Genomic DNA, 20,437 nt, shown 5'->3' on the forward strand with positions numbered 1-20,437 from the left:
TGGCGCCAGCCATTAACTCCCCATTGTGCCCAGCGCATCCCCCAGATGAAAAACAGGTAGGTACATCGCTACCACCAGCACGCCGACGATCGTTCCGGTCACCACCAGCAGTATTGGCTCCAGCAGCGTCGCCAGATTATCCGCCTGTTGATGAGTTTGCTCGCTATGATGGCGCGCCAGGTTATCGAGCATCGTATCCAACGCTCCCGATGCCTCGCCGGTACGAATGAGCTGCAGGCACAGCGAGGTGAATCCGCCGCAATTCGTCAGCGCCTGCCAGATTGGATTGCCGTGGATGATATCTGCGCGCGCCTGTGCAATCCGCTTCCGCCATAGCGGGCAGCTCACAGTTTCCTCGACGCTCTCCAGCCCCTGGACAAAGCTTATGCCCGCGCTTTGGGTCAGTGAAAGAATGGTAAATATCTGGCTCAATTGCTGGCCGTTGATCAGCCGACCGGCAATCGGAATCTCGTGTAATAATTTTTGCCTTAACAGCAGCCAGCGAGGCCGACGCCGGGCCAATCGGTTGAGAAATAGCGGAATAGCAAAAAGAGGCGGCAGCAACGGCCAGTAGCGGGCCAACGCATTGCCGATGTGAATGACCATTTGCGTCAGCAGAGGAAGCGGCGTGTTGAAGGTCCGATAGATGGCGGTAAATTCCGGCAGAACGAAAAACAGCATCGCCACGACCAGCGTCAGCGCTAATATCAGGATAATGAACGGATAGCGCAGCGCCTTCTTTACCTTTTCTGTCAGACGCTGCTGTTCCTGCTGCTGTCGCGCGAGCTGAAAGCAGCAGCGTTCCAGCTTACCGGTGAGCTCGCCGGTGCGGATCATCGCCAGATAGAGCGGAGGGAAGACCTGCGGCCATTGCGCCAGGGCGCTGGAAAGAGATACGCCCTGCGCCAGTTCCTGCGCCAGCATTCGCAGCAGCGCCTGCCACTGTTTGTGCGGCTGTTGTTGGGCCAGCAGCTCCAGCCCTTCGGCCAGCGGTAAACCAGCCTGCAGCAGCGTGGCAAGCTGGCGGATAACCTCACCGCTGTAGCGCGGGCGCCAGAGCGAATTCTGTACCGTTTTACGCCGTAGCGCCAGCGGCAGGATCCGCTGCTGTTCCAGTGATGCCAGCGCCTGCCCACGCGTTTCTTGCCACAGGGCGCCCTCGCACGGCATTCCTTGCTTATCCATCCCGCGCCACTGCCAAAGCTGCTTAGTCGCCATGCTGGATCCCCAGCACTCGGATAATCTCTTCAAGAGTGGTTAATCCACGCTCCACCGCTTCACAACCGCTTTCAAACAGCGTCATCATGCCGGCTTCGCGGGCCAGCGTTTCGATTTCCGCCGCGCTGAGATCGCGATTAATAGCCTGACGCAGCGCGCTATCCACCGGCAGCAGTTCGAATAAGGCCAGGCGGCCGTAGTAACCGTGGTAACACTGTGGGCAGCCAACCGCCAGCCAGCCGGGCAATGGGCGTGGCCAAAGACTGTGCGGCACCTCGGTAGGGCGGCCGCCATCGCGCCGGCAGTGGGGGCACAGTTTTCGCACCAGCCGCTGGGCGACCACCAGCGAGAGCGCCGAGGAGATCATCCAGCGCGCTACGCCCATTTGTTGCAGGCGAATCAACGTTTCGCTGGTGGAGTTAGTATGCAATGTAGAGAGCACCAGATGCCCGGTCTGTGCGGCCTTAATGGCGATTTCCGCGGTTTCGGCATCGCGAATTTCTCCGACCATGACGATGTCCGGATCCTGACGCAGCAGCGCCCGCAGGACGCTCTGGAAGGTAAGCCCGGATCGCGGGTTGATCTGCGTTTGGTTGAGCCCGGTAAGCGGGATCTCCAGCGGATCTTCCACGCTGCAGATATTGACCTCTTCGCGGTTTCGCGCCTGCAGCGCGCTATACAGAGTGACGGTTTTGCCACTCCCCGTAGGCCCGGTGACCAGTAGCAACCCCTGCGGCTGGTTCAATGCGGCGCGGAAAAAAGCAAGCTGACGAGAGGAGAGCCCCAGAGCTTCCAGATCCAGCGCCTGCTCCACCTGGTGTAATAAACGCAGGACGATTTTCTCCCCGCCGCGGCAGGGGAGGGTTGCAATGCGAAAGGAGACCGTGCGCCCGGCCAGTGTCAGAGTGAACTGTCCATCCTGCGGCAGACGATGCTCGGCAATATCAAGGTTGCCCAGCACCTTAAGCCGTGCTGTCATTGGCGCAGCCAGCGCGGCCTCAAGTCTCGGTAGGGCATGCAACACGCCATCGACGCGCAGGCGTATCCGCAGCTGATTTTCCGCCGGCTCAATATGGATATCAGAGGCACGCTGGCGCAGCGCCTGCTCCAGAATTTGATTCAGTAGATCGGTTACGCCCTGGGTGTTACCCGTGGCGGACTTTGATGCTGACTGTTGCGCCTCATGCTGACGCTTATCCATCCGCTCCTGGCTCCAGCATTCAATATCGATGCGCTTTTGGGTAGCGAAGCGCAGCGCTTCCATCAGTTCTGGCGCCGGCGCATCCACGACGGCGATAACAATGGTCTGCTCGTCGCTCTTCAACAACAGCGCGTGATGGCGCTGACAGAGTGAGAGTAGCTGTTCGGTTTTCATGGCTGTCACCTCAGTTAAAGCGGAAGACATCTTCGCAGGCCTGCTTTAACGCGCTGTCATCGCTGATGGCGCAGACGCGCTGCCAGCCGGTGATACCGTTGGCGTTATCCCAGGAAGGGGTCAGGGTGACGGCCAGCCCGTTCAGGCTCTCCTGGCCGGTCAGGGTGACCACGCCTTGGGCGACGCTCATCGCCGATACATAGCGGGTGGTCGTTGGTGAGGGGATACCGTTGCTGCCGCCATCGCAGCTGGATAGCCCGCCGTGGTCCAACGCGCACAGCTCTATTGCCGTGCGGTAGGGCACAAAGGTTTGCAGCATATCGGTGAGGGCGGCTTTGCGCAGGTAATTCTGGTAGGCGGGGATGCCGATGGCGCTGAGGATGGCGATAATGCCGATAACCACCATTAATTCGATCAGGGTAAAACCACGTTGCTTATCCATAAGTCACTCCTTGTTCGTTGTGGGGTGACTTTGGCGCGATTACGTCGCGGCGGCGAGGAGGAAAAATACGCTTAGGATGCAGGCATCCAGCTTTTCGGTAGCGCTTTCAAAGATGCACGGTAAGCGTGCGAGGCGTCTCGCAAAAATAGCCCCGATACCCGGCGGATATCGGGGAGAGAATTAACGAAAACGCATGGACAGGTCGAGGGCCCGTACGTGCTTAGTGAGTGCGCCGACGGAAATATAGTCAACCCCAGTTTCCGCGAATTCGCGAATGGTATCGAAGGTAACGTTGCCGGAGACTTCCAGCGCCGCCTGGCCGTTGGTGCGTTTTACCGCCTCGCGCATCAGGTCGGTGGTGAAATTGTCGAGCATGATGATATCAGCGCCGGCTTTTAACGCTTCGTCCAGTTCATCCAGCGTTTCGACTTCGACTTCCACCGGTACGTCCGGGTGCAGCCAGAAGGCTTTTTCCACCGCCTGACGTACCGAACCGGAGGCAATGATGTGGTTTTCTTTGATCAGGAAGGCGTCGAAAAGGCCCAGACGGTGGTTCGCGCCGCCGCCGCACAGTACCGCGTACTTCAACGCGGTGCGCAGGCCGGGTAACGTTTTACGCGTATCAAGCAGTTGCGTTTTGGTGCCTTTGAGCAGGTCGACGTAGCGGCGCACTTCGCTTGCTACCCCGGAGAGGGTCTGCACGAAATTTAGCGCGGTGCGTTCGCCGGTTAGCAGCACCCGCGACGGCCCGTCCAGTTCGAACAGCGGCTGATCGGCTTTTACCGTATCGCCGTCAGCCACGTGCCAGGTGATGCTGACATCGTCGCCGGCAAGCTGAATGAAAACTTCTTCTACCCAACGCTTACCGCAGAATACCCCATCTTCGCGGGTGATAACGACGGCGTGAGAGCGCGCGTCCGACGGCAATAGTTGCGCGCTAATATCGTTGTTAGCGTCAACTTCGCCGCCCAGATCTTCGCGTAGTGATTGCGCGACGGCGTCGGTAATATCGAGATTAATACGTTCCAGCAGCGCGTCACGGCGGCGGTCGGGGCTGTAGCGACGAGGCGTCATGATAAAGCTCCAGATAGATAAGATTCAGAAGTGGGAAACATGCTAACCTGAACCACGTTTCTGTACCACACATACCCAATGGATTTCGCGTCGCCTGTGGGGCCGCCGGGATCTACGTTTGCGAAAGGAGATTCCCCATGCAGTTGAATGGCGGATGGCTGGTGGGCGCGCGTCGGGTGCCTTCGCCGCATCACGATTGCCGCCCGGACGATGAAAACCCTTCTTTACTGGTGGTACACAATATCAGCCTGCCGCCGGGGGAGTTTGGCGGCCCGTGGATTGACGCGCTATTTACCGGTACGTTGGATGCCGACGCGCATCCTTACTTCGCCGGGATTGCTCATCTGCGCGTTTCGGCGCATTGTCTGATTCGCCGCGATGGCGAAATAGTCCAATATGTGCCCTTTGATAAGCGCGCATGGCATGCGGGCGTCTCCAGCTATCACGGCCGCGAGCGCTGCAATGATTTTTCGATCGGCATTGAGCTGGAAGGGACGGATACTCAGGCCTACACCGAGGCGCAGTACCAGCAGCTAGTGGCGATTACCCAAGCGCTTATCCAGCGTTATCCTGGTATTGCTGATAATATTACCGACCATTGCGATATCGCGCCGGTACGCAAAACGGATCCCGGCCCGGCCTTTGATTGGGCAAAATATCGCGGTATGTTGGCCGCATCGTCACATAAGGAGATACCATGACGTTGTTTACTACGCTGCTGGTTCTCATCGCCGAGCGTCTGTTCAAGCTTGGCGAGCACTGGCAGCTCGATCATCGCCTGGAGGTACTGTTCCGCCGCGTGAAGCATTTCTCGCTGTTCGGCACCGTGCTGATGACCGTCGTCGCGGTGGCGGTGGTATATGTTATTCAACGCCTGCTACAGGGGCAGCTATTTAACGTACCGCTGCTGGTGTTCTGGATTTTGCTTGGCCTGCTGTGTATCGGCGCGGGTAAGGTGCGCCTGCATTATCATGCCTATCTGAAGGCGGCGGCGAACAACGATAGCCACGCCTGCGATTCGATGGCCAGCGAGCTAACGCTTATTCACGGCGTGCCGCCGGGCTGCGATCGTCAGGAGTATCTTCGCGAGCTGCAAAACGCGCTGCTATGGATTAACTATCGCTACTATCTGGCGCCGTTGTTCTGGCTGGTGGTCGGCGGCCCGTGGGGGTTATTGACGCTGACGGCCTATTGCGTCCTGCGCGCCTGGCAGACCTGGCTTGCGCGCTATCAGACGCCGCGCCATCGTTTACAGTCCGGCATTGACGGTATTCTGCATATTGTCGATTGGGTGCCGGTGCGGTTGGTTGGCGTAGTATACGCGCTGCTGGGGCACGGCGAAAAAGCGCTGCCGGCGTGGTTTGCCTCGCTAGGCGACCGTCACTCTTCGCAGTATCAGGTATTAACTCGTCTGGCCCAGTTCTCGCTGGCCCGCGAGCCGCACGTCGATGCGGTTGAGACGCCAAAAGCGGCGGTTTCCATGGCGAAGAAAACCTCGCTGGTGGTGGTGGTAATTATGGCGCTGCTGACCATCTACGGGACTTTGATTTAACAGCCCGAAGCCAGGCGCTGCTGGGCTTGGCGCACTCATGTCGCCGGATGGCGCTGCGCTTATCCGGCCTACGGTCCTATAACCGTAGCGAGTCAGCGGGCGGGATGCCGAAGTCGGGCATCCCGTTTTCTTGCCAGCGTACCAGCTTTAGCCGGGTGTGACGGTTAGGATCGTACAGCGGGTCGCCTTCAATTTCGGTGTAGTTGCGCGCGTGGTACACCAGCACATCTTCCCCCTGCGGCGTTTGCGTAAAGCTATTGTGGCCGGGACCATACTGGCGGTTTTCATAGCTGGTGCGAAATACCGGCTGCGGGGATTTATGCCAGTTTTCAGCCACCAGCGGGTCGGCTTCACGGTCGATCCATAATAATCCCATGCAGTAGTTTTCATCGGTCGCGCTGGCGGAATAGCTGATAAATAGCTTATCGCCGTGTACCAGCACCGCAGGCCCCTCATTGACCATAAATCCCCGGCATTCCCAGGCGAACTCCGGCTTGCTCAGCATGAGCGGCGCGCCTTTTAGCGTCCACGGGTTTTCCAGCTCCGCCAGATAGAGATTGCTATTGCCGGCGATCTGCGGGTCTTTCTGCGCCCATAAATACCAGCGTTTCCCTTGATGGCTGAAGGTGGTGGCGTCGAGGGCAAAGGTATCGAACGGGGTGATAATTTGCCCTTTTTCATGCCAACGGCCGCTGAGAGGATCGCTGTCGGTACACTCAAGGGCAAACATCCGGTGCTGGAACATCCCCTGGGCGTCGAGGTCATGGGTCGGGGCGGCGGCGAAATAGATATACCACTTGCCGTCGATGTGGTGGAGCTCCGGCGCCCAAATCAGCTGGCTCATCGGCCCGTTTTGCGGCTTGCGCCAGACGGTCACCGGCTCGGCTTCACGCAGGCCTTCCAGCGTGGCGGCGCGGCGAATCTCCAGCCGATCGTATTCCGGCACGGAGGCAATAAAATAGTAGTGGTCGTGATGGCGCAGGATAAAAGGGTCCGCGCGTTGTTCAATAAAGGGGTTAGGCCAGTTGTTCATCAGGCTTTCCTTATGTGTTCACTGGTTTTCAATTCCTGGAGTTCATTCAGTTCGCTGTAGTTACTGCGGCGCTTTTCCAAATCACTCTGGATTTGGCGCATCAGATTGCGGTCAACTTTCAGCAGGCGTACGACGCCTGCGGTAATCAGGTAGCCAACGCCGGGGATCACTGAGAACAGCAGCACGATACCATTTAGCGCCGAGGCGCTTTGCTCCTTCGCGCCGGCATCGTAGCCGTACCACGACAGCAGGAAACCCACCATAGCCCCGGCGACCGCCAGCCCAACTTTCAGGAAGAACAGGTTGCCGGAGAAGCTGATGCCGGTGATCCGTTTACCGGTTTTCCACTCGCCGTAGTCATCAACGTCGGACATCAGCGACCAGTGCAGCGGCGACGGGATTTGATGCAGGATATTGAGCAGGAAGTAGAGCACCAGAATCAGCGTCGTGGCATGCGGATTAAAGAAGTAGAACGCGCAGGAGAAGACCGCCAGTACAATGTTGGTCCAGAAAAAGACCTGCAGTTTACACCAACGGTCGGTCAGCACTTTCGCCAGCATGCTGCCGATCATCATGCCGACGACGCCAAGGCTGATAAACAGGGTGGCGAAATGGGTACTTTGCCCCATGACCCAGGTGACGTAGTACATGGTGGCGGCCATACGGATAAAGCCGGGGCAAACGTTGCACAGGGTTAAGAGCAAAATGCGAACCCACTGGTCGTTTTTCCACACATCTTTGAGGTCTTTTTTCAGCTCGTCGTTGGTTTGGACCGCCGGGCGGATGCGCTCGCGTACGGTGGCGAAGCAGAACAAAAACATACACATGCCGATGAACGCCAATACGGTCATCGCCATTTGATAACCTTTGGCTTTATCAGCGCCGCCGAACCACTCCGCCATAGGCAGCAGAGTCAGCGAGAGCAGAAGCGTCGCGATACCGACCAGCACAAAGCGGTATGACTGGCAGGCGACACGTTCTTGTGGGTCGGATGTCATCACTGTCCCCAAAGAGCAGTAGGGGATATTTATCGCGGTATAGGTTATCGACAGCAGGAAGTAGGTGACGAAGGCATAGATAACCTTGCTGTTGTAGGTCCATTCCGGGGTGGTGAACATCAGTACGCTGAACAGGGCGTAGGGGAAGGCCATCCACAGCAGCCATGGGCGAAAGCGGCCATATTTACTGCGGGTGCGGTCGGCCATCGCTCCCATGATCGGGTCGGTGACGGCATCGATGACGCGCACCGAAAGCAGCAGCACCCCAACCAGCGCCGGCGCAAGACCAAAAATATCCGTATAAAAGTAGTTAACGAACAACATGATGGCGCCAAAGATAATGTTACATCCGGCGTCGCCCATCCCGTAGCCAATCTTTTCTTTCAGCGAAAGTGTATTGCCTGTCATCCTGGAACTCTCCATTGCAGTCTGGAGAGAATTATTGGTCTTAGCGTCGGGAATTACGTTGCAGTAATCCGTCATCGATATGGAGAAAACTGTTACAGGAAGGAAAGTGTGAAGCAGATAACAATGCGCCGTGCCCGTCGGTAAAGGACGGACACGGCGTGACGAGATGTATTATTGTGCTTTTACGACGCCGGCGCTTTTCTGTTTAAACAGATAGCCAACGCCGAGAACGGCAATCCATACCGGTATCAGCCACACCGAAATCGCCATCCCCGGGGTCATCAGCATGATGGCCAGTACCGCGACCATAAATAGCAGGCATACCCAGTTACCCAGCGGGTAGAACAGCGCTGGGAAACGCGTTTTCACGCCTTCCTGCTGCTTAGCGCGACGGAATTTGATGTGCGCGAGGCTAATCATCGCCCAGTTAATTACCAGCGCGGAGACCACCAGCGCCATCAGCAGTCCGAACGCCGATTCCGGCGCCAGGTAGTTGATCAGCACGCACAGCGCGGTGACTACGGCGGACACCAGAATGGTGTTGACCGGTACGCCGCGTTTATCGAGAGTCAGCAGCGCTTTCGGCGCATTACCCTGCTGCGCCAGGCCGAACAGCATACGGCTGTTACAGTACACGCAGCTGTTGTAAACCGAGAGCGCGGCGGTCAGCACCACGATGTTGAGGGCGTTTGCCACCAGCGTGTCGCCGAGTTCGTGGAAGATCAGCACGAACGGGCTGGTATCGGCGGTGACGCGCGTCCACGGCAGCAGCGAGAGCAGCACGGCCAGGGAGCCTACATAGAAAATAAGGATACGGTAGATAACCTGGTTGGTGGCTTTCGGGATGCTCTTTTCCGGGTTGTCCGCTTCTGCCGCGGTGATGCCCACCAGTTCCAGACCGCCGAAGGAGAACATAATGATCGCCATCATCATCACCAGCCCGGTGAAGCCGTGCGGCAGGAAACCGCCCTGATCCCACAGGTTACTGACCGTCGCCTGCGGGCCGCCGTTGCCGCTGAACAACAACCAGGCGCCGAACAGAATCATGGCCACTACCGCGACGACTTTAATAATCGCGAACCAGAATTCCATTTCGCCGAACACTTTTACGTTGGTCAGGTTAATGGCGTTAATGGCGATGAAGAAGACTGCTGCCGAAGCCCAGGTAGGGATTTCCGGCCACCAGAACTGGATATATTTGCCGACGGCGGTCAGCTCCGCCATGGCGACAAGCACATACAGCACCCAATAGTTCCAGCCGGAGGCAAAGCCGGCAAAGCCGCCCCAGTATTTATAAGCAAAATGGCTGAATGAACCGGCTACCGGTTCTTCGACGACCATTTCGCCGAGTTGGCGCATGATCAGGAAGGCGATAAACCCGGCGATAGCGTAGCCGAGAATAATACCAGGACCTGCAGATTGAATCACTGACGCACTTCCCAGGAATAAGCCCGTACCGATAGCGCCTCCTAGCGCAATGAGCTGTATATGGCGGTTCTTCAAGCCGCGCTTGAGTCGATCGCCATGCTGTTGACCTTCCATCATGAAACCTCGTGTGTGGTTATTATGTTTATACGCTTCATCCTTCAGGTTGCTGCTTTGCTGTCCGTCTCTGCCAAATAGCATAGTTAGCTAATTTCAAGGCGTTTGAGGCCAGTTTTTACCCGAGTGACGCAACGCACACATTGTTGTGTTTGTGTAATTATGAAATTCCATTTTTGTATTGATTTCTTTACGGAAAGCAAAGCGGAAATTCCCTCAAAGACCTTTCGCCTGATGCAGAATAATGGTAAGGGCGTGCGAATGCACCTGCTTTATGAAGGGATGATGACGGAACGAACAAAAAGACACCGTTTGTCATTTTTTCTTACCACCGTCGCCGCTACCCTTTATTGGTTATCTATTCACTTTATTGGTTTATAAATGCACTTTTTCGCTTCTTGAATCGGTTCAGAAAGCGTAATTTTTCGTTTATATAAAGTTAATGCTACCCCTTGCTGGGTAAATGTAAGTTTTGTGCAAGGTTACATTTCTGAAACGTTATTTCTGTAAGGTTGTTAAAAAAGGCCGGGTTTACTGATTTCAATCAAAACCTGTATGGACAGGAGGTGAATACTTTGTTACTTTAGCGCTACGAACTTTAAATTGGTAAGACCAATTGACTCCGGGCGAATGGCAGAGACAGGGAATATGGCCTACAGCAAGATCCGCCAACCAAAACTTTCTGATGTGATAGAGCAGCAGCTGGAGTTTCTGATTCTTGAGGGGACGTTGCGCCCCGGTGAAAAACTCCCGCCTGAACGCGAACTGGCAAAACAGTTCGACGTTTCCCGTCCCTCGCTCCGTGAGGCGATTCAACGCCTCGAAGCCAAGGGCCTGTTGCTTCGTCGCCAGGGCGGTGGAACCTTTGTACAAAGCAGCCTGTGGCAGAGCTTTAGCGACCCGTTGGTCGAGCTCCTGTCCGACCATCCTGAATCCCAATTCGATTTGCTGGAAACCCGTCACGCGCTGGAAGGCATCGCGGCTTATTACGCGGCGCTGCGCAGCAATGATGAAGATCGCGACCGTATTCGCGAACTGCATCAAGCCATTGAACGGGCCCAACAGTCCGGCGATCTCGACGCCGAATCCGGCGCTGTCGTCCAGTACCAAATCGCCGTCACCGAAGCGGCGCACAATGTGGTGTTGCTCCATCTGCTAAGGTGTATGGAGCCGATGCTGGCACAGAACGTTCGTCAGAACTTTGAATTGCTGTATGCCCGCCGGGAAATGCTCCCGTTGGTCAGCAACCATCGTACTCGCATTTTCGAGGCGATAATGGCCGGGGAGCCGGAGCAGGCGCGTGAGGCGTCGCACCGTCACCTGGCGTTCATTGAGGAAATTTTGCTGGATCGTAGCCGTGAACAGAGTCGTAGAGAACGTTCATTGCGTCGTTTACAGCAACGAAAGGACGAGAACTCCGGTTCTTAAGCGCCATTTTTTAGAGCGCGGCAACTAAACGCAGAACCTGTCTTATTGAATTTTTGGTTGTTCATCAGAGTGAAACGCTAAAGAGTTCAATGGGACAGGTTCCAGTTAAATCAACGATTAGATAGATAAGGAATACCCCCATGTCAGAACGTTTCCAGAATGACGTGGATCCGATCGAAACTCGCGACTGGCAACAGGCGATCGAATCGGTCATCCGTGAAGAAGGTGTTGAGCGTGCTCAGTATCTGATCGACCAGCTTCTTTCTGAGGCCCGCAAAGGCGGCGTGAAAGTAGCGGCCGGTGCGGCAGCGCATAATTACGTCAACACTATTGCCGTTGAAGATGAACCGGAATACCCGGGCAATCTGGAGCTGGAACGCCGTATTCGTTCAGCGATCCGTTGGAACGCCATCATGACCGTTCTGCGCGCATCGAAGAAAGATCTGGAACTGGGTGGCCACATGGCATCCTACCAGTCTTCCGCTACCTTCTACGAAGTCTGCTTCAACCACTTCTTCCGTGCGCGCACTGAGAAAGACGGCGGCGATCTGGTTTACTTCCAGGGCCACATCTCTCCGGGCGTATATGCACGTGCCTTCCTGGAAGGTCGTCTGACTGAAGAGCAGATGAACAACTTCCGTCAGGAAGTTCACGGTAATGGTCTGTCCTCTTATCCGCACCCGAAACTGATGCCGGAATTCTGGCAGTTCCCGACCGTATCGATGGGTCTGGGGCCGTTGGGCGCTATCTATCAGGCTAAATTCCTGAAATATCTGGAACACCGTGGTCTGAAAGACACCTCTGCGCAAACCGTTTACGCCTTCCTGGGCGATGGCGAGATGGATGAGCCGGAATCTAAAGGCGCTATCACCATCGCGACCCGTGAAAAACTGGATAACCTGGTCTTCGTCATCAACTGCAACCTGCAGCGTCTGGACGGCCCGGTCACCGGTAACGGTAAAATCATTAACGAACTGGAAGGCATCTTCGGTGGTGCTGGCTGGAACGTTATCAAGGTTATCTGGGGCGGTCGTTGGGATGAGCTGCTGCGTAAAGACACCAGCGGTAAGCTGATTCAGCTGATGAACGAAACCGTTGACGGCGACTACCAGACCTTCAAATCCAAAGACGGCGCCTACGTTCGTGAGCACTTCTTCGGTAAATATCCGGAAACCGCCGCGCTGGTTGCCGACTGGACTGACGAGCAGATCTGGGCCCTGAACCGTGGCGGTCACGATCCGAAGAAAGTCTACGCTGCACTGAAAAAAGCGCAGGAAACCAAAGGCCAGCCGACCGTGATTCTGGCGCATACCATTAAAGGTTATGGTATGGGCGACACCGCGGAAGGTAAAAACATCGCGCACCAGGTTAAGAAAATGAACATGGACGGCGTTCGCTACGTCCGCGATCGTTTCAACGTGCCGGTGGCTGATGCCGATATCGAAAAACTGCCGTACGTGACCTTCCCGGAAGGTTCCGAAGAGCACACTTACCTGCATGCTCAACGTGAAAAGCTGAACGGCTACCTGCCGACTCGTCAGCCGAAATTCACTGAGAAACTGGAGCTGCCGACCCTGGCCGACTTCAGCGCGCTGCTGGAAGAGCAAAACAAAGAAATCTCTACCACTATCGCTTTCGTTCGTGCCCTGAACGTGATGCTGAAGAACAAGTCGATCAAAGATCGTCTGGTGCCGATCATCGCCGATGAAGCGCGTACTTTCGGTATGGAAGGTCTGTTCCGTCAGATCGGTATCTACAGCCCGAACGGCCAGCAGTACACCCCGCAGGACCGTGAGCAGGTTGCATACTACAAAGAAGACGAGAAAGGCCAGATTCTGCAGGAAGGTATTAACGAGCTGGGCGCAGGCGCATCCTGGCTGGCTGCTGCGACCTCCTACAGCACCAACGACCTGCCGATGATTCCGTTCTACATCTACTACTCGATGTTCGGCTTCCAGCGTATCGGCGATCTGTGCTGGGCGGCAGGCGATCAGCAGGCTCGCGGCTTCCTGATCGGCGGTACTTCCGGTCGTACTACGCTGAACGGCGAAGGTCTGCAGCACGAAGATGGTCACAGCCACATTCAGTCGCTGACTATCCCGAACTGTATCTCCTACGACCCGTCTTACGCGTACGAAGTCGCTGTCATCATGCATGACGGTCTGGTACGTATGTACGGCGAAGCGCAAGAGAACGTTTACTACTACATCACTACGCTGAACGAAAACTACCACATGCCGGCCATGCCGGAAGGCGCCGAGGAAGGTATCCGTAAAGGTATCTACAAACTCGAAACCCTCGAAGGTAGCAAAGGTAAAGTTCAGCTGCTGGGCTCCGGTTCTATCCTGCGTCACGTTCGTGAAGCAGCGCAGATCCTGGCGAAAGACTACGGCGTGGGTTCTGACGTGTATAGCGTCACCTCCTTCACCGAACTGGCGCGTGATGGCCAGGATTGCGAACGCTGGAACATGCTGCACCCGCTGGAAACTCCGCGCGTACCGTACATCGCTCAGGTGATGAACGACGCTCCGGCTGTGGCATCCACTGACTATATGAAACTGTTCGCCGAGCAGGTTCGTACTTACGTACCGGCTGATGATTACCGCGTACTGGGTACCGATGGCTTCGGTCGTTCCGACAGCCGTGAAAACCTGCGTCACCACTTCGAAGTCGATGCTTCCTATGTGGTCGTTGCGGCGCTGGGCGAACTGGCTAAACGTGGTGAAATCGATAAGAAAGTCGTGGCTGACGCCATTGCTAAATTCGACATCGATGCAGAAAAAGTTAACCCGCGTCTGGCGTAAGAGGTAAGAGAATAATGGCTATCGAAATCAAAGTACCGGACATCGGGGCTGATGAAGTTGAAATCACCGAGATCCTGGTCAAAGTTGGCGACAAAGTTGAAGCTGAACAGTCGCTGATCACCGTAGAAGGCGACAAGGCCTCTATGGAAGTTCCGTCTCCGCAGGCTGGCGTCGTGAAAGAGATTAAAGTCTCCGTCGGCGACAAAACCGAGACTGGCAAACTGATCATGATTTTCGATTCCGCCGAGGGTGCAGCAGCCGCTGCACCTGCGCAGGAAGAGAAAGCAGCTGCTCCGGCACCGGCAGCAGCGCCGGCGGCAAGCGCAGCGAAAGAAGTTCACGTACCGGATATCGGCGGCGATGAAGTTGAAGTCACCGAGATCATGGTTAAAGTGGGCGACACCATCGCCGCTGAGCAATCCCTGATCACTGTCGAAGGCGACAAAGCTTCTATGGAAGTTCCGGCGCCGTTCGCGGGTACCGTAAAAGAGATCAAAATCAACACCGGCGACAAAGTGTCCACCGGCTCCCTGATCATGATCTTCGAAGTGGCGGGCGCTGCGCCTGCAGCCGCTCCGGCACAGGCTGCCGCTCCGGCTGCAGCGGCACCGGCTGCTGCAGCCGGCGTGAAGGATGTTAACGTACCGGATATCGGCGGCGACGAAGTTGAAGTCACCGAAGTGATGGTAAAAGTCGGCGATAAAGTTGCCGCTGAGCAGTCACTGATCACCGTCGAAGGCGACAAAGCTTCTATGGAAGTTCCGGCGCCGTTCGCGGGTACCGTAAAAGAGATCAAAATCAGCACCGGCGACAAAGTGTCTACCGGCTCTCTGATCATGGTCTTCGAAGTGGAAGGCGCCGCGCCTGCTGCTGCTCCGGCACCGGCTGCTGCACCGGCACCGGCTCAGAAAGCTGCCGCGCCGGCTGCGAAAGCAGAAGGTAAAACCGAATTCGCTGAAAACGAAGCTTACGTTCACGCGACTCCGCTGATTCGCCGCCTGGCGCGCGAGTTCGGCGTAAACCTGGCGAAAGTGAAAGGGACTGGCCGTAAAGGTCGTATCCTGCGCGAAGACGTTCAGGCTTACGTGAAAGAAGCGGTTAAACGCGCTGAATCCGCACCGGCTGCTGCCGCAGGCGGCGGTCTGCCGGGCATGCTGCCATGGCCGAAAGTTGACTTCAGCAAGTTTGGCGAAATCGAAGAAGTGGAACTGGGTCGTATCCAGAAAATCTCTGGCGCTAACCTGAGCCGTAACTGGGTGATGATCCCGCACGTTACGCACTTCGACAAAACCGATATCACCGATCTGGAAGCGTTCCGTAAGCAGCAGAATGCCGAAGCTGAGAAGCGCAAACTGGATGTGAAATTCACCCCAGTGGTCTTCATCATGAAAGCCGTTGCCGCTGCGCTTGAGCAGATGCCGCGCTTCAACAGCTCGCTGTCCGAAGACGGTCAGCGTCTGACGCTGAAGAAATACATCAACATCGGTGTGGCGGTTGATACTCCGAACGGTCTGGTGGTTCCGGTCTTTAAAGACGTGAACAAGAAGAGCATCACCGAGCTGTCTCGCGAACTGACCACCATCTCGAAGAAAGCGCGCGATGGCAAGCTGACTGCTGGCGAAATGCAGGGCGGTTGCTTCACCATCTCCAGCATCGGCGGCCTGGGTACCACCCACTTCGCGCCGATTGTTAACGCGCCGGAAGTGGCCATCCTGGGCGTGTCTAAGTCCGCGATGGAGCCGGTATGGAATGGTAAAGAGTTCGTTCCGCGTCTGATGATGCCGATCTCTCTGTCCTTCGACCACCGCGTCATCGACGGTGCTGATGGTGCCCGTTTCATTACCATCATCAACAACACCTTGAGCGACATTCGCCGCCTGGTGATGTAAGCGAAAAAGCCGGCCTGACGGCCGGCTTTTTTCTGATAACCTCAGGCTGTTGAGGATTATCAGCAACAAAGGACAAAATCGTTTGCCGTTTGTTGTTTAAAAATTGTTAACAATTTTGTAAAATACACGCGGATAGAACGTCCCGGTGGACTTGGGCGTAATAATAAAAGCGTCAGACCCGCCGGATATAAATTACAGAGGTCATGATGAGTACTGAAATCAAAACTCAGGTCGTGGTACTTGGGGCAGGTCCTGCAGGCTACTCTGCAGCCTTCCGTTGCGCTGATTTAGGTCTGGAAACCGTCATCGTAGAACGTTACAGCTCCCTGGGCGGCGTTTGCCTGAACGTGGGTTGTATCCCTTCTAAAGCACTGCTGCACGTTGCTAAAGTTATCGAAGAAGCGAAAGCGCTGGCCGAACACGGCATCGTTTTCGGCGAACCGAAAACCGACATTGACAAGATCCGCACCTGGAAAGAAAAAGTCATCACTCAGCTGACCGGTGGTCTGGCTGGCATGGCCAAAGGTCGTAAAGTGAAGGTGGTTAACGGTCTGGGTAAATTCACCGGCGCTAACACCCTGGAAGTTGAAGGCGAAAACGGCAAAACCGTGATTAACTTCGACAACGCGATCATCGCGGCGGGCTCCCGTCCGATTCAACTGCCGTTTATCCCGCATGAAGACCCGCGCGTTTGGGATTCCACCGACGCTCTGGAACTGAAATCTGTACCGAAACGCATGCTGGTTATGGGCGGCGGTATCATCGGTCTGGAAATGGGTACCGTATACCATGCGCTGGGTTCAGAGATTGACGTGGTTGAAATGTTCGACCAGGTTATCCCGGCTGCCGACAAAGACGTGGTTAAAGTCTTCACCAAACGTATCAGCAAGAAATTCAACCTGATGCTGGAAACCAAAGTAACCGCCGTTGAAGCAAAAGAAGACGGTATTTACGTTTCCATGGAAGGCAAAAAAGCCCCGGCGGAAGCGCAGCGTTACGACGCGGTGCTGGTGGCTATCGGCCGCGTGCCGAACGGTAAAAACCTCGACGCAGGCAAAGCCGGCGTGGAAGTTGACGATCGCGGCTTCATTCGCGTTGACAAACAAATGCGCACCAACGTGCCGCACATCTTTGCTATCGGCGATATCGTCGGCCAGCCGATGCTGGCGCACAAAGGCGTACACGAAGGTCACGTTGCCGCAGAAGTTATCTCCGGCCTGAAACATTACTTCGATCCGAAAGTTATCCCGTCTATCGCCTACACCGAGCCAGAAGTGGCATGGGTTGGCCTGACTGAGAAAGAAGCGAAAGAGAAGGGCATCAGCTACGAAACCGCCACCTTCCCGTGGGCTGCTTCCGGCCGTGCTATCGCTTCCGACTGCGCAGACGGTATGACCAAACTGATCTTCGACAAAGAGACCCACCGTGTTATCGGCGGCGCGATTGTCGGCACCAACGGCGGCGAGCTGCTGGGTGAAATCGGTCTGGCTATCGAAATGGGCTGCGACGCGGAAGACATCGCGCTGACTATCCACGCTCACCCGACTCTGCACGAGTCCGTTGGCCTGGCGGCAGAAGTCTTCGAAGGTAGCATTACCGACCTGCCAAACGCGAAAGCGAAGAAAAAGTAACTTTTTCTTTCGGGTAAAATGCATAAGCGGCTCTCAGAGCCGCTTTTTTTATCGCTAATGTTTAGAACTATGTCCGTGTTCACAAACCGCTACACCTCATACATACTTTGAAAATAGTCACTCAGTAAACTAATAGGTAGTTAATTATGTATCTGAGGTGTGAGATGAAACGCTTGTTAACCACGGCGCTGTTAGCGACGACATTAGTTTCCGGTATGGCCTGTGCGGCCGATGCGGTCATTCCCTGGGCTGCGAACAGCGGCGGCACTGAAAATAGCCATATTGCGGCGATGGGCCAGGATCTGAATGCGCAGCATCAGTTGGTGACGAAAACTACTGAAGGGGTGTGGGCGGCGAATTCCGGGAGCATCAGCTCGGATGAAGCGGCGCTGACCAGTCAGAAACCTGCTTTTGCCGGTTATCCGGAGCTGATGCCGCACCAGGGCTAAGCACCAGAGAGTGCCCGGTTGCTATCGCGCAACCGGGCATTTTTTTATTGATTGACCGCCTGCCATCCCGCTGCAGAATCGGGGGCAAAATGCGTGATTGCCTGCGCTTTCGTCGCGCTCTCTTCGCCCAGGTTCGCCTGCCAGACCTTATCGTTCTGATCGATCATAAAGCTCATCACCCCGGTTTCTCCCCACTCTACCGGCCATGCCAGTAAAGCGACGCCTTGATTATCGTTATCGGCGATAATGCGGAAGCGGTAGCCATGATACCCGGCGCCGGGCTCCGTCGGGCTGAATGCCGGCCCCAGCGGGCTTGGCGTTTCACCCGGCGAGGTAGGCCAGTACAGGCCATCTTTTTTGCCTTCGCTGCTGATGATTTTTTGTGCCCAGCGATGATTCATTTGATAGTAATCCTGCTGGGCATCAACGTAGGCGTGCATGGCGGCAATTGCCGACAGTTCATTGCGGCCGATGGCGCGTGTGAGAATTTCATCTTCCCCGGCCGCCATATCAAAACGCCAGCCCTGTTCATCTTTGACAATGGGAATCGGCAACCGCCACGCTTCGCTACCGACATCGAGCCAGGCGCTGTTACCCTGCTGGACAATGACGTGTTTCACCTGCCAGTCGCGCTGAAAGCGGTCGACGGCATTGGGATCAATACCATCGGTGGGTAAAAACTGCTGCCAGTTATCGCCGAGCAGATTATTGAGCGCGGCTTTATCACGATGATTGAGCGCATCGGCCAGCGCGCTTGCCGCTTTCTCCGGCGTGGGGAACGGTTGCTGGGCGAAGGCGGCGAGCGGCGACAGCATTAGCGTGAATAGGGCGATCTGTAATGGTTTTCTCATCTGCTCATCCTCAGCGACGACGCAATTCATGATGTTCGGAAAGACGCTCTCTGGCGGCGCCGCGCTGTTCGCTGCTCAAGCCGGAAATATTGCGGCTTTGCAGCCCGCGCGCCTGCTGCGATTGCCAGGAGGGGGAGCGACTTTCGTTGCCGCTTAAGGCATTGGCGCGCGCCGTGCTTACCGCTTGCTGACGCTGGGCCGGCGTCGCGGAGTGAATCTGCTGACGGCGCTGTTGTTGCTGAGGCGTAGGATTTTGCACGTGGTTCTTCACGGCCTCGCGATGCTGTTGCTGCTGCGGCGTCGGATGTTGCAACTGCGTTTTCGCCGCTTCGCGACGCTGCTGTTTGGCAGGTGTCGGCGTGCTGTCGTAGCCACGGTAGCTGCTGCGCTGGGTGGCCTGCTTCAATTGTTGAGAAGCCGCCTGACGCTGCGCATCGCGAGAGGCGTTATTAGCCGCAAGCTTGCCTGCGCTGGCGGCAGGCGCGTTGGGATGCTGGAGCTGCGTCATCGCCGCTTGCCGTTGAGCGTTGCGATCGACCGGCGCGTGTTGGGTCGCGCTGAGTCCGCCGGGCACATTGGTCTGATGATAGCGCTGGGCGACATTATTATTCGGATAAGGCACGTTGCCGCGATAGGCGGGGTTATGCTGCCAGTTAACATGGTTACCCGGCAGATTCTGCCCGGTAATGCGGTTGAAATTATTCACATTAATATTGATGTTATCGCCATTGTGCTGGTAGCCGCCGTGATGGTAATCGTCATCATGATGATGGTCATCATCATCCCAGTCGATGCTGCTGAAAAGTGCCCAGGTGGTGGCGACGCCAAGGCTGTAACCAAAACCTTTGACGAAGCTATCGGTGAACTGCTCTCCCGGAGGCGGCGGCAGATAGACCGGGGGATAGGCGCTATTCGGCCAACTGCCGTAGACGGTCGAAGGGTTATAGCTCGGAACGTATACCACTTGCGGGTTAGTCGGTTCAATTTTGATAATCTGCGAAGGCGCTGGCGATGCCGTTGAGCTTGTCGAGGATGATACCGTGCTACTGCTATTCGATGACCTCGAAGAGGCGGGTGCCGAGGCCGTGACGGTCACTTTCTGTTGCGGCGTGGATTTCAATGTCCCGGTTTGTTGGGCAATGACGCGCAGACGCTGTACGGAATCCATCACATCGTGCGGCTGGGCTAAAAATGCGTCGCCAAGGTTTTCCACCCACGGCGGATTTTCGCCCATCATTGCCAGCAGGGCGGGAAAAGCGACGAGGGATTTGACGCTCGGATCCCACGGTTGGCTGGCAACGGCCTGAACGGCCGCGTCGCCTTTCATCGATGGGTTATCCTGCGACCACTGCACCGCCTGCATAACGTTGTCCGGATAGGTGGAGGCCATCAATACCTGCGAGAGCAAACTGTCCGGGTAGAGCGCAATAGGCGCGACCCATTGGTCGATTTGCGCCTGGGTATAGGTGGCCGCGACCGGTTGTCCCGCCGCCGGTGCAGTCGGGGATGCTGGTGCTGGTTCCGTTGTGGGCTGCGCCGTCACCGGCGCTTCAGCGATAGTCTCTGGGGTACGGCTTTTAACATATAGCGTTCCCGCCGCCGCGAGTAAGCCTGCGCTGCAGAGCAGGGCGATAATATGGGGTTTGAACGGTAGTGACATGGAAGCTCCTGACACAGAAATGTTACCCATCTCGCTAAAGTATCGGCGAAAACGGTACGTTACGGGAGTATATGAAGACGATA

The 20,437-nt window shown here is 56.1% G+C and carries 16 protein-coding genes; 7 read left to right on the forward strand and 9 right to left on the reverse strand.

The genetic code is table 11. The features are described from left to right. Positions 1 to 12: 12 nt before the first annotated feature. The 4 genes from hofC to nadC form a co-directional block, all read right to left on the reverse strand. Positions 13 to 1,218 (reverse strand): protein transport protein HofC, encoded by a 1,206-nt coding sequence (hofC, locus tag PGR29_RS20295; RefSeq protein ID WP_316425196.1) that lies wholly within the window; start codon positions 1,216 to 1,218, stop codon positions 13 to 15. After that, positions 1,208 to 2,593, reverse strand: coding sequence for a type II secretion system protein GspE (gspE, locus tag PGR29_RS20300; protein WP_087860879.1), 1,386 nt, complete (start codon positions 2,591 to 2,593; stop codon positions 1,208 to 1,210). The genes hofC and gspE overlap by 11 nt, the downstream gene beginning before the upstream one ends. 10 nt (positions 2,594 to 2,603) lie before the next feature. Then, a complete protein-coding gene (gene ppdD, locus PGR29_RS20305; RefSeq protein WP_087860878.1) occupies positions 2,604 to 3,035 on the reverse strand; it encodes a prepilin peptidase-dependent pilin in 432 nt (143 codons plus the stop codon). 180 nt (positions 3,036 to 3,215) lie between these two features. Beyond that, positions 3,216 to 4,109, reverse strand: coding sequence for a carboxylating nicotinate-nucleotide diphosphorylase (gene nadC, locus PGR29_RS20310; protein ID WP_015368230.1), 894 nt, complete (start codon positions 4,107 to 4,109; stop codon positions 3,216 to 3,218). 137 nt (positions 4,110 to 4,246) lie between these two features. Between nadC and ampD the strand changes: the two genes are divergently transcribed. Both ampD and ampE read left to right on the forward strand, forming a co-directional pair. Beyond that, positions 4,247 to 4,810, forward strand: a complete 564-nt coding sequence (gene ampD, locus PGR29_RS20315; RefSeq protein ID WP_316425197.1) for a 1,6-anhydro-N-acetylmuramyl-L-alanine amidase AmpD — start codon at positions 4,247 to 4,249, stop codon at positions 4,808 to 4,810. After that, the gene (gene ampE, locus PGR29_RS20320; RefSeq protein WP_087860876.1) at positions 4,807 to 5,661 is read left to right on the forward strand and encodes a beta-lactamase regulator AmpE; all 855 of its coding nucleotides are present in this window, start codon (positions 4,807 to 4,809) and stop codon (positions 5,659 to 5,661) included. The genes ampD and ampE overlap by 4 nt, the downstream gene beginning before the upstream one ends. A gap of 76 nt (positions 5,662 to 5,737) precedes the next feature. Here ampE and PGR29_RS20325 read toward each other — a convergent pair whose 3' ends face one another. From PGR29_RS20325 to aroP, 3 genes are all read right to left on the reverse strand, one after another. Next, positions 5,738 to 6,694 (reverse strand): glycoside hydrolase family 43 protein, encoded by a 957-nt coding sequence (locus PGR29_RS20325; RefSeq protein ID WP_316425198.1) that lies wholly within the window; start codon positions 6,692 to 6,694, stop codon positions 5,738 to 5,740. Next, positions 6,694 to 8,100 (reverse strand): glycoside-pentoside-hexuronide (GPH):cation symporter, encoded by a 1,407-nt coding sequence (locus PGR29_RS20330; RefSeq protein ID WP_113374420.1) that lies wholly within the window; start codon positions 8,098 to 8,100, stop codon positions 6,694 to 6,696. Before PGR29_RS20330 ends, PGR29_RS20325 begins: the two co-directional genes overlap by 1 nt. Before the next feature lie 171 nt (positions 8,101 to 8,271). Then, the gene (gene aroP / locus PGR29_RS20335; protein ID WP_161799840.1) at positions 8,272 to 9,645 is read right to left on the reverse strand and encodes an aromatic amino acid transporter AroP; all 1,374 of its coding nucleotides are present in this window, start codon (positions 9,643 to 9,645) and stop codon (positions 8,272 to 8,274) included. 645 nt (positions 9,646 to 10,290) lie between these two features. On the opposite strand from aroP, the gene pdhR reads away from it, so the two are divergent. The 5 genes from pdhR to PGR29_RS20360 all read left to right on the forward strand — a co-directional run bounded on the left by pdhR (position 10,291) and on the right by PGR29_RS20360 (position 17,843). Beyond that, positions 10,291 to 11,070, forward strand: coding sequence for a pyruvate dehydrogenase complex transcriptional repressor PdhR (gene pdhR, locus PGR29_RS20340; RefSeq protein WP_015368223.1), 780 nt, complete (start codon positions 10,291 to 10,293; stop codon positions 11,068 to 11,070). Between the two features lie 140 nt (positions 11,071 to 11,210). Then, positions 11,211 to 13,874 carry a pyruvate dehydrogenase (acetyl-transferring), homodimeric type gene (gene aceE / locus PGR29_RS20345; RefSeq protein WP_015368222.1) on the forward strand — a complete coding sequence of 888 codons (2,664 nt, stop codon included), beginning with the start codon at positions 11,211 to 11,213 and terminating at the stop codon, positions 13,872 to 13,874. Between the two features lie 14 nt (positions 13,875 to 13,888). Continuing rightward, a complete protein-coding gene (aceF, locus tag PGR29_RS20350) occupies positions 13,889 to 15,763 on the forward strand; it encodes a pyruvate dehydrogenase complex dihydrolipoyllysine-residue acetyltransferase (protein ID WP_316425199.1) in 1,875 nt (624 codons plus the stop codon). 206 nt (positions 15,764 to 15,969) lie between these two features. Then, a complete protein-coding gene (gene lpdA, locus PGR29_RS20355) occupies positions 15,970 to 17,394 on the forward strand; it encodes a dihydrolipoyl dehydrogenase (RefSeq protein ID WP_015368220.1) in 1,425 nt (474 codons plus the stop codon). Between the two features lie 164 nt (positions 17,395 to 17,558). Further along, positions 17,559 to 17,843 carry a hypothetical protein gene (locus PGR29_RS20360; protein WP_087860872.1) on the forward strand — a complete coding sequence of 95 codons (285 nt, stop codon included), beginning with the start codon at positions 17,559 to 17,561 and terminating at the stop codon, positions 17,841 to 17,843. A 44-nt stretch (positions 17,844 to 17,887) separates the two neighbouring features. On the opposite strand, the gene PGR29_RS20365 is transcribed toward PGR29_RS20360, so the two are convergent. After that, the gene (locus PGR29_RS20365) at positions 17,888 to 18,694 is read right to left on the reverse strand and encodes a DUF2950 family protein (RefSeq protein ID WP_087860871.1); all 807 of its coding nucleotides are present in this window, start codon (positions 18,692 to 18,694) and stop codon (positions 17,888 to 17,890) included. A 10-nt stretch (positions 18,695 to 18,704) separates the two neighbouring features. Then, positions 18,705 to 20,354, reverse strand: coding sequence for a DUF3300 domain-containing protein (locus PGR29_RS20370; RefSeq protein ID WP_316425200.1), 1,650 nt, complete (start codon positions 20,352 to 20,354; stop codon positions 18,705 to 18,707). Positions 20,355 to 20,437 lie beyond the last annotated feature (83 nt).

The sequence above is a fragment of the Klebsiella sp. 141203 genome, assembly GCF_032601985.1.
Taxonomy (GTDB): Bacteria; Pseudomonadota; Gammaproteobacteria; order Enterobacterales; family Enterobacteriaceae; genus Klebsiella; species Klebsiella aerogenes.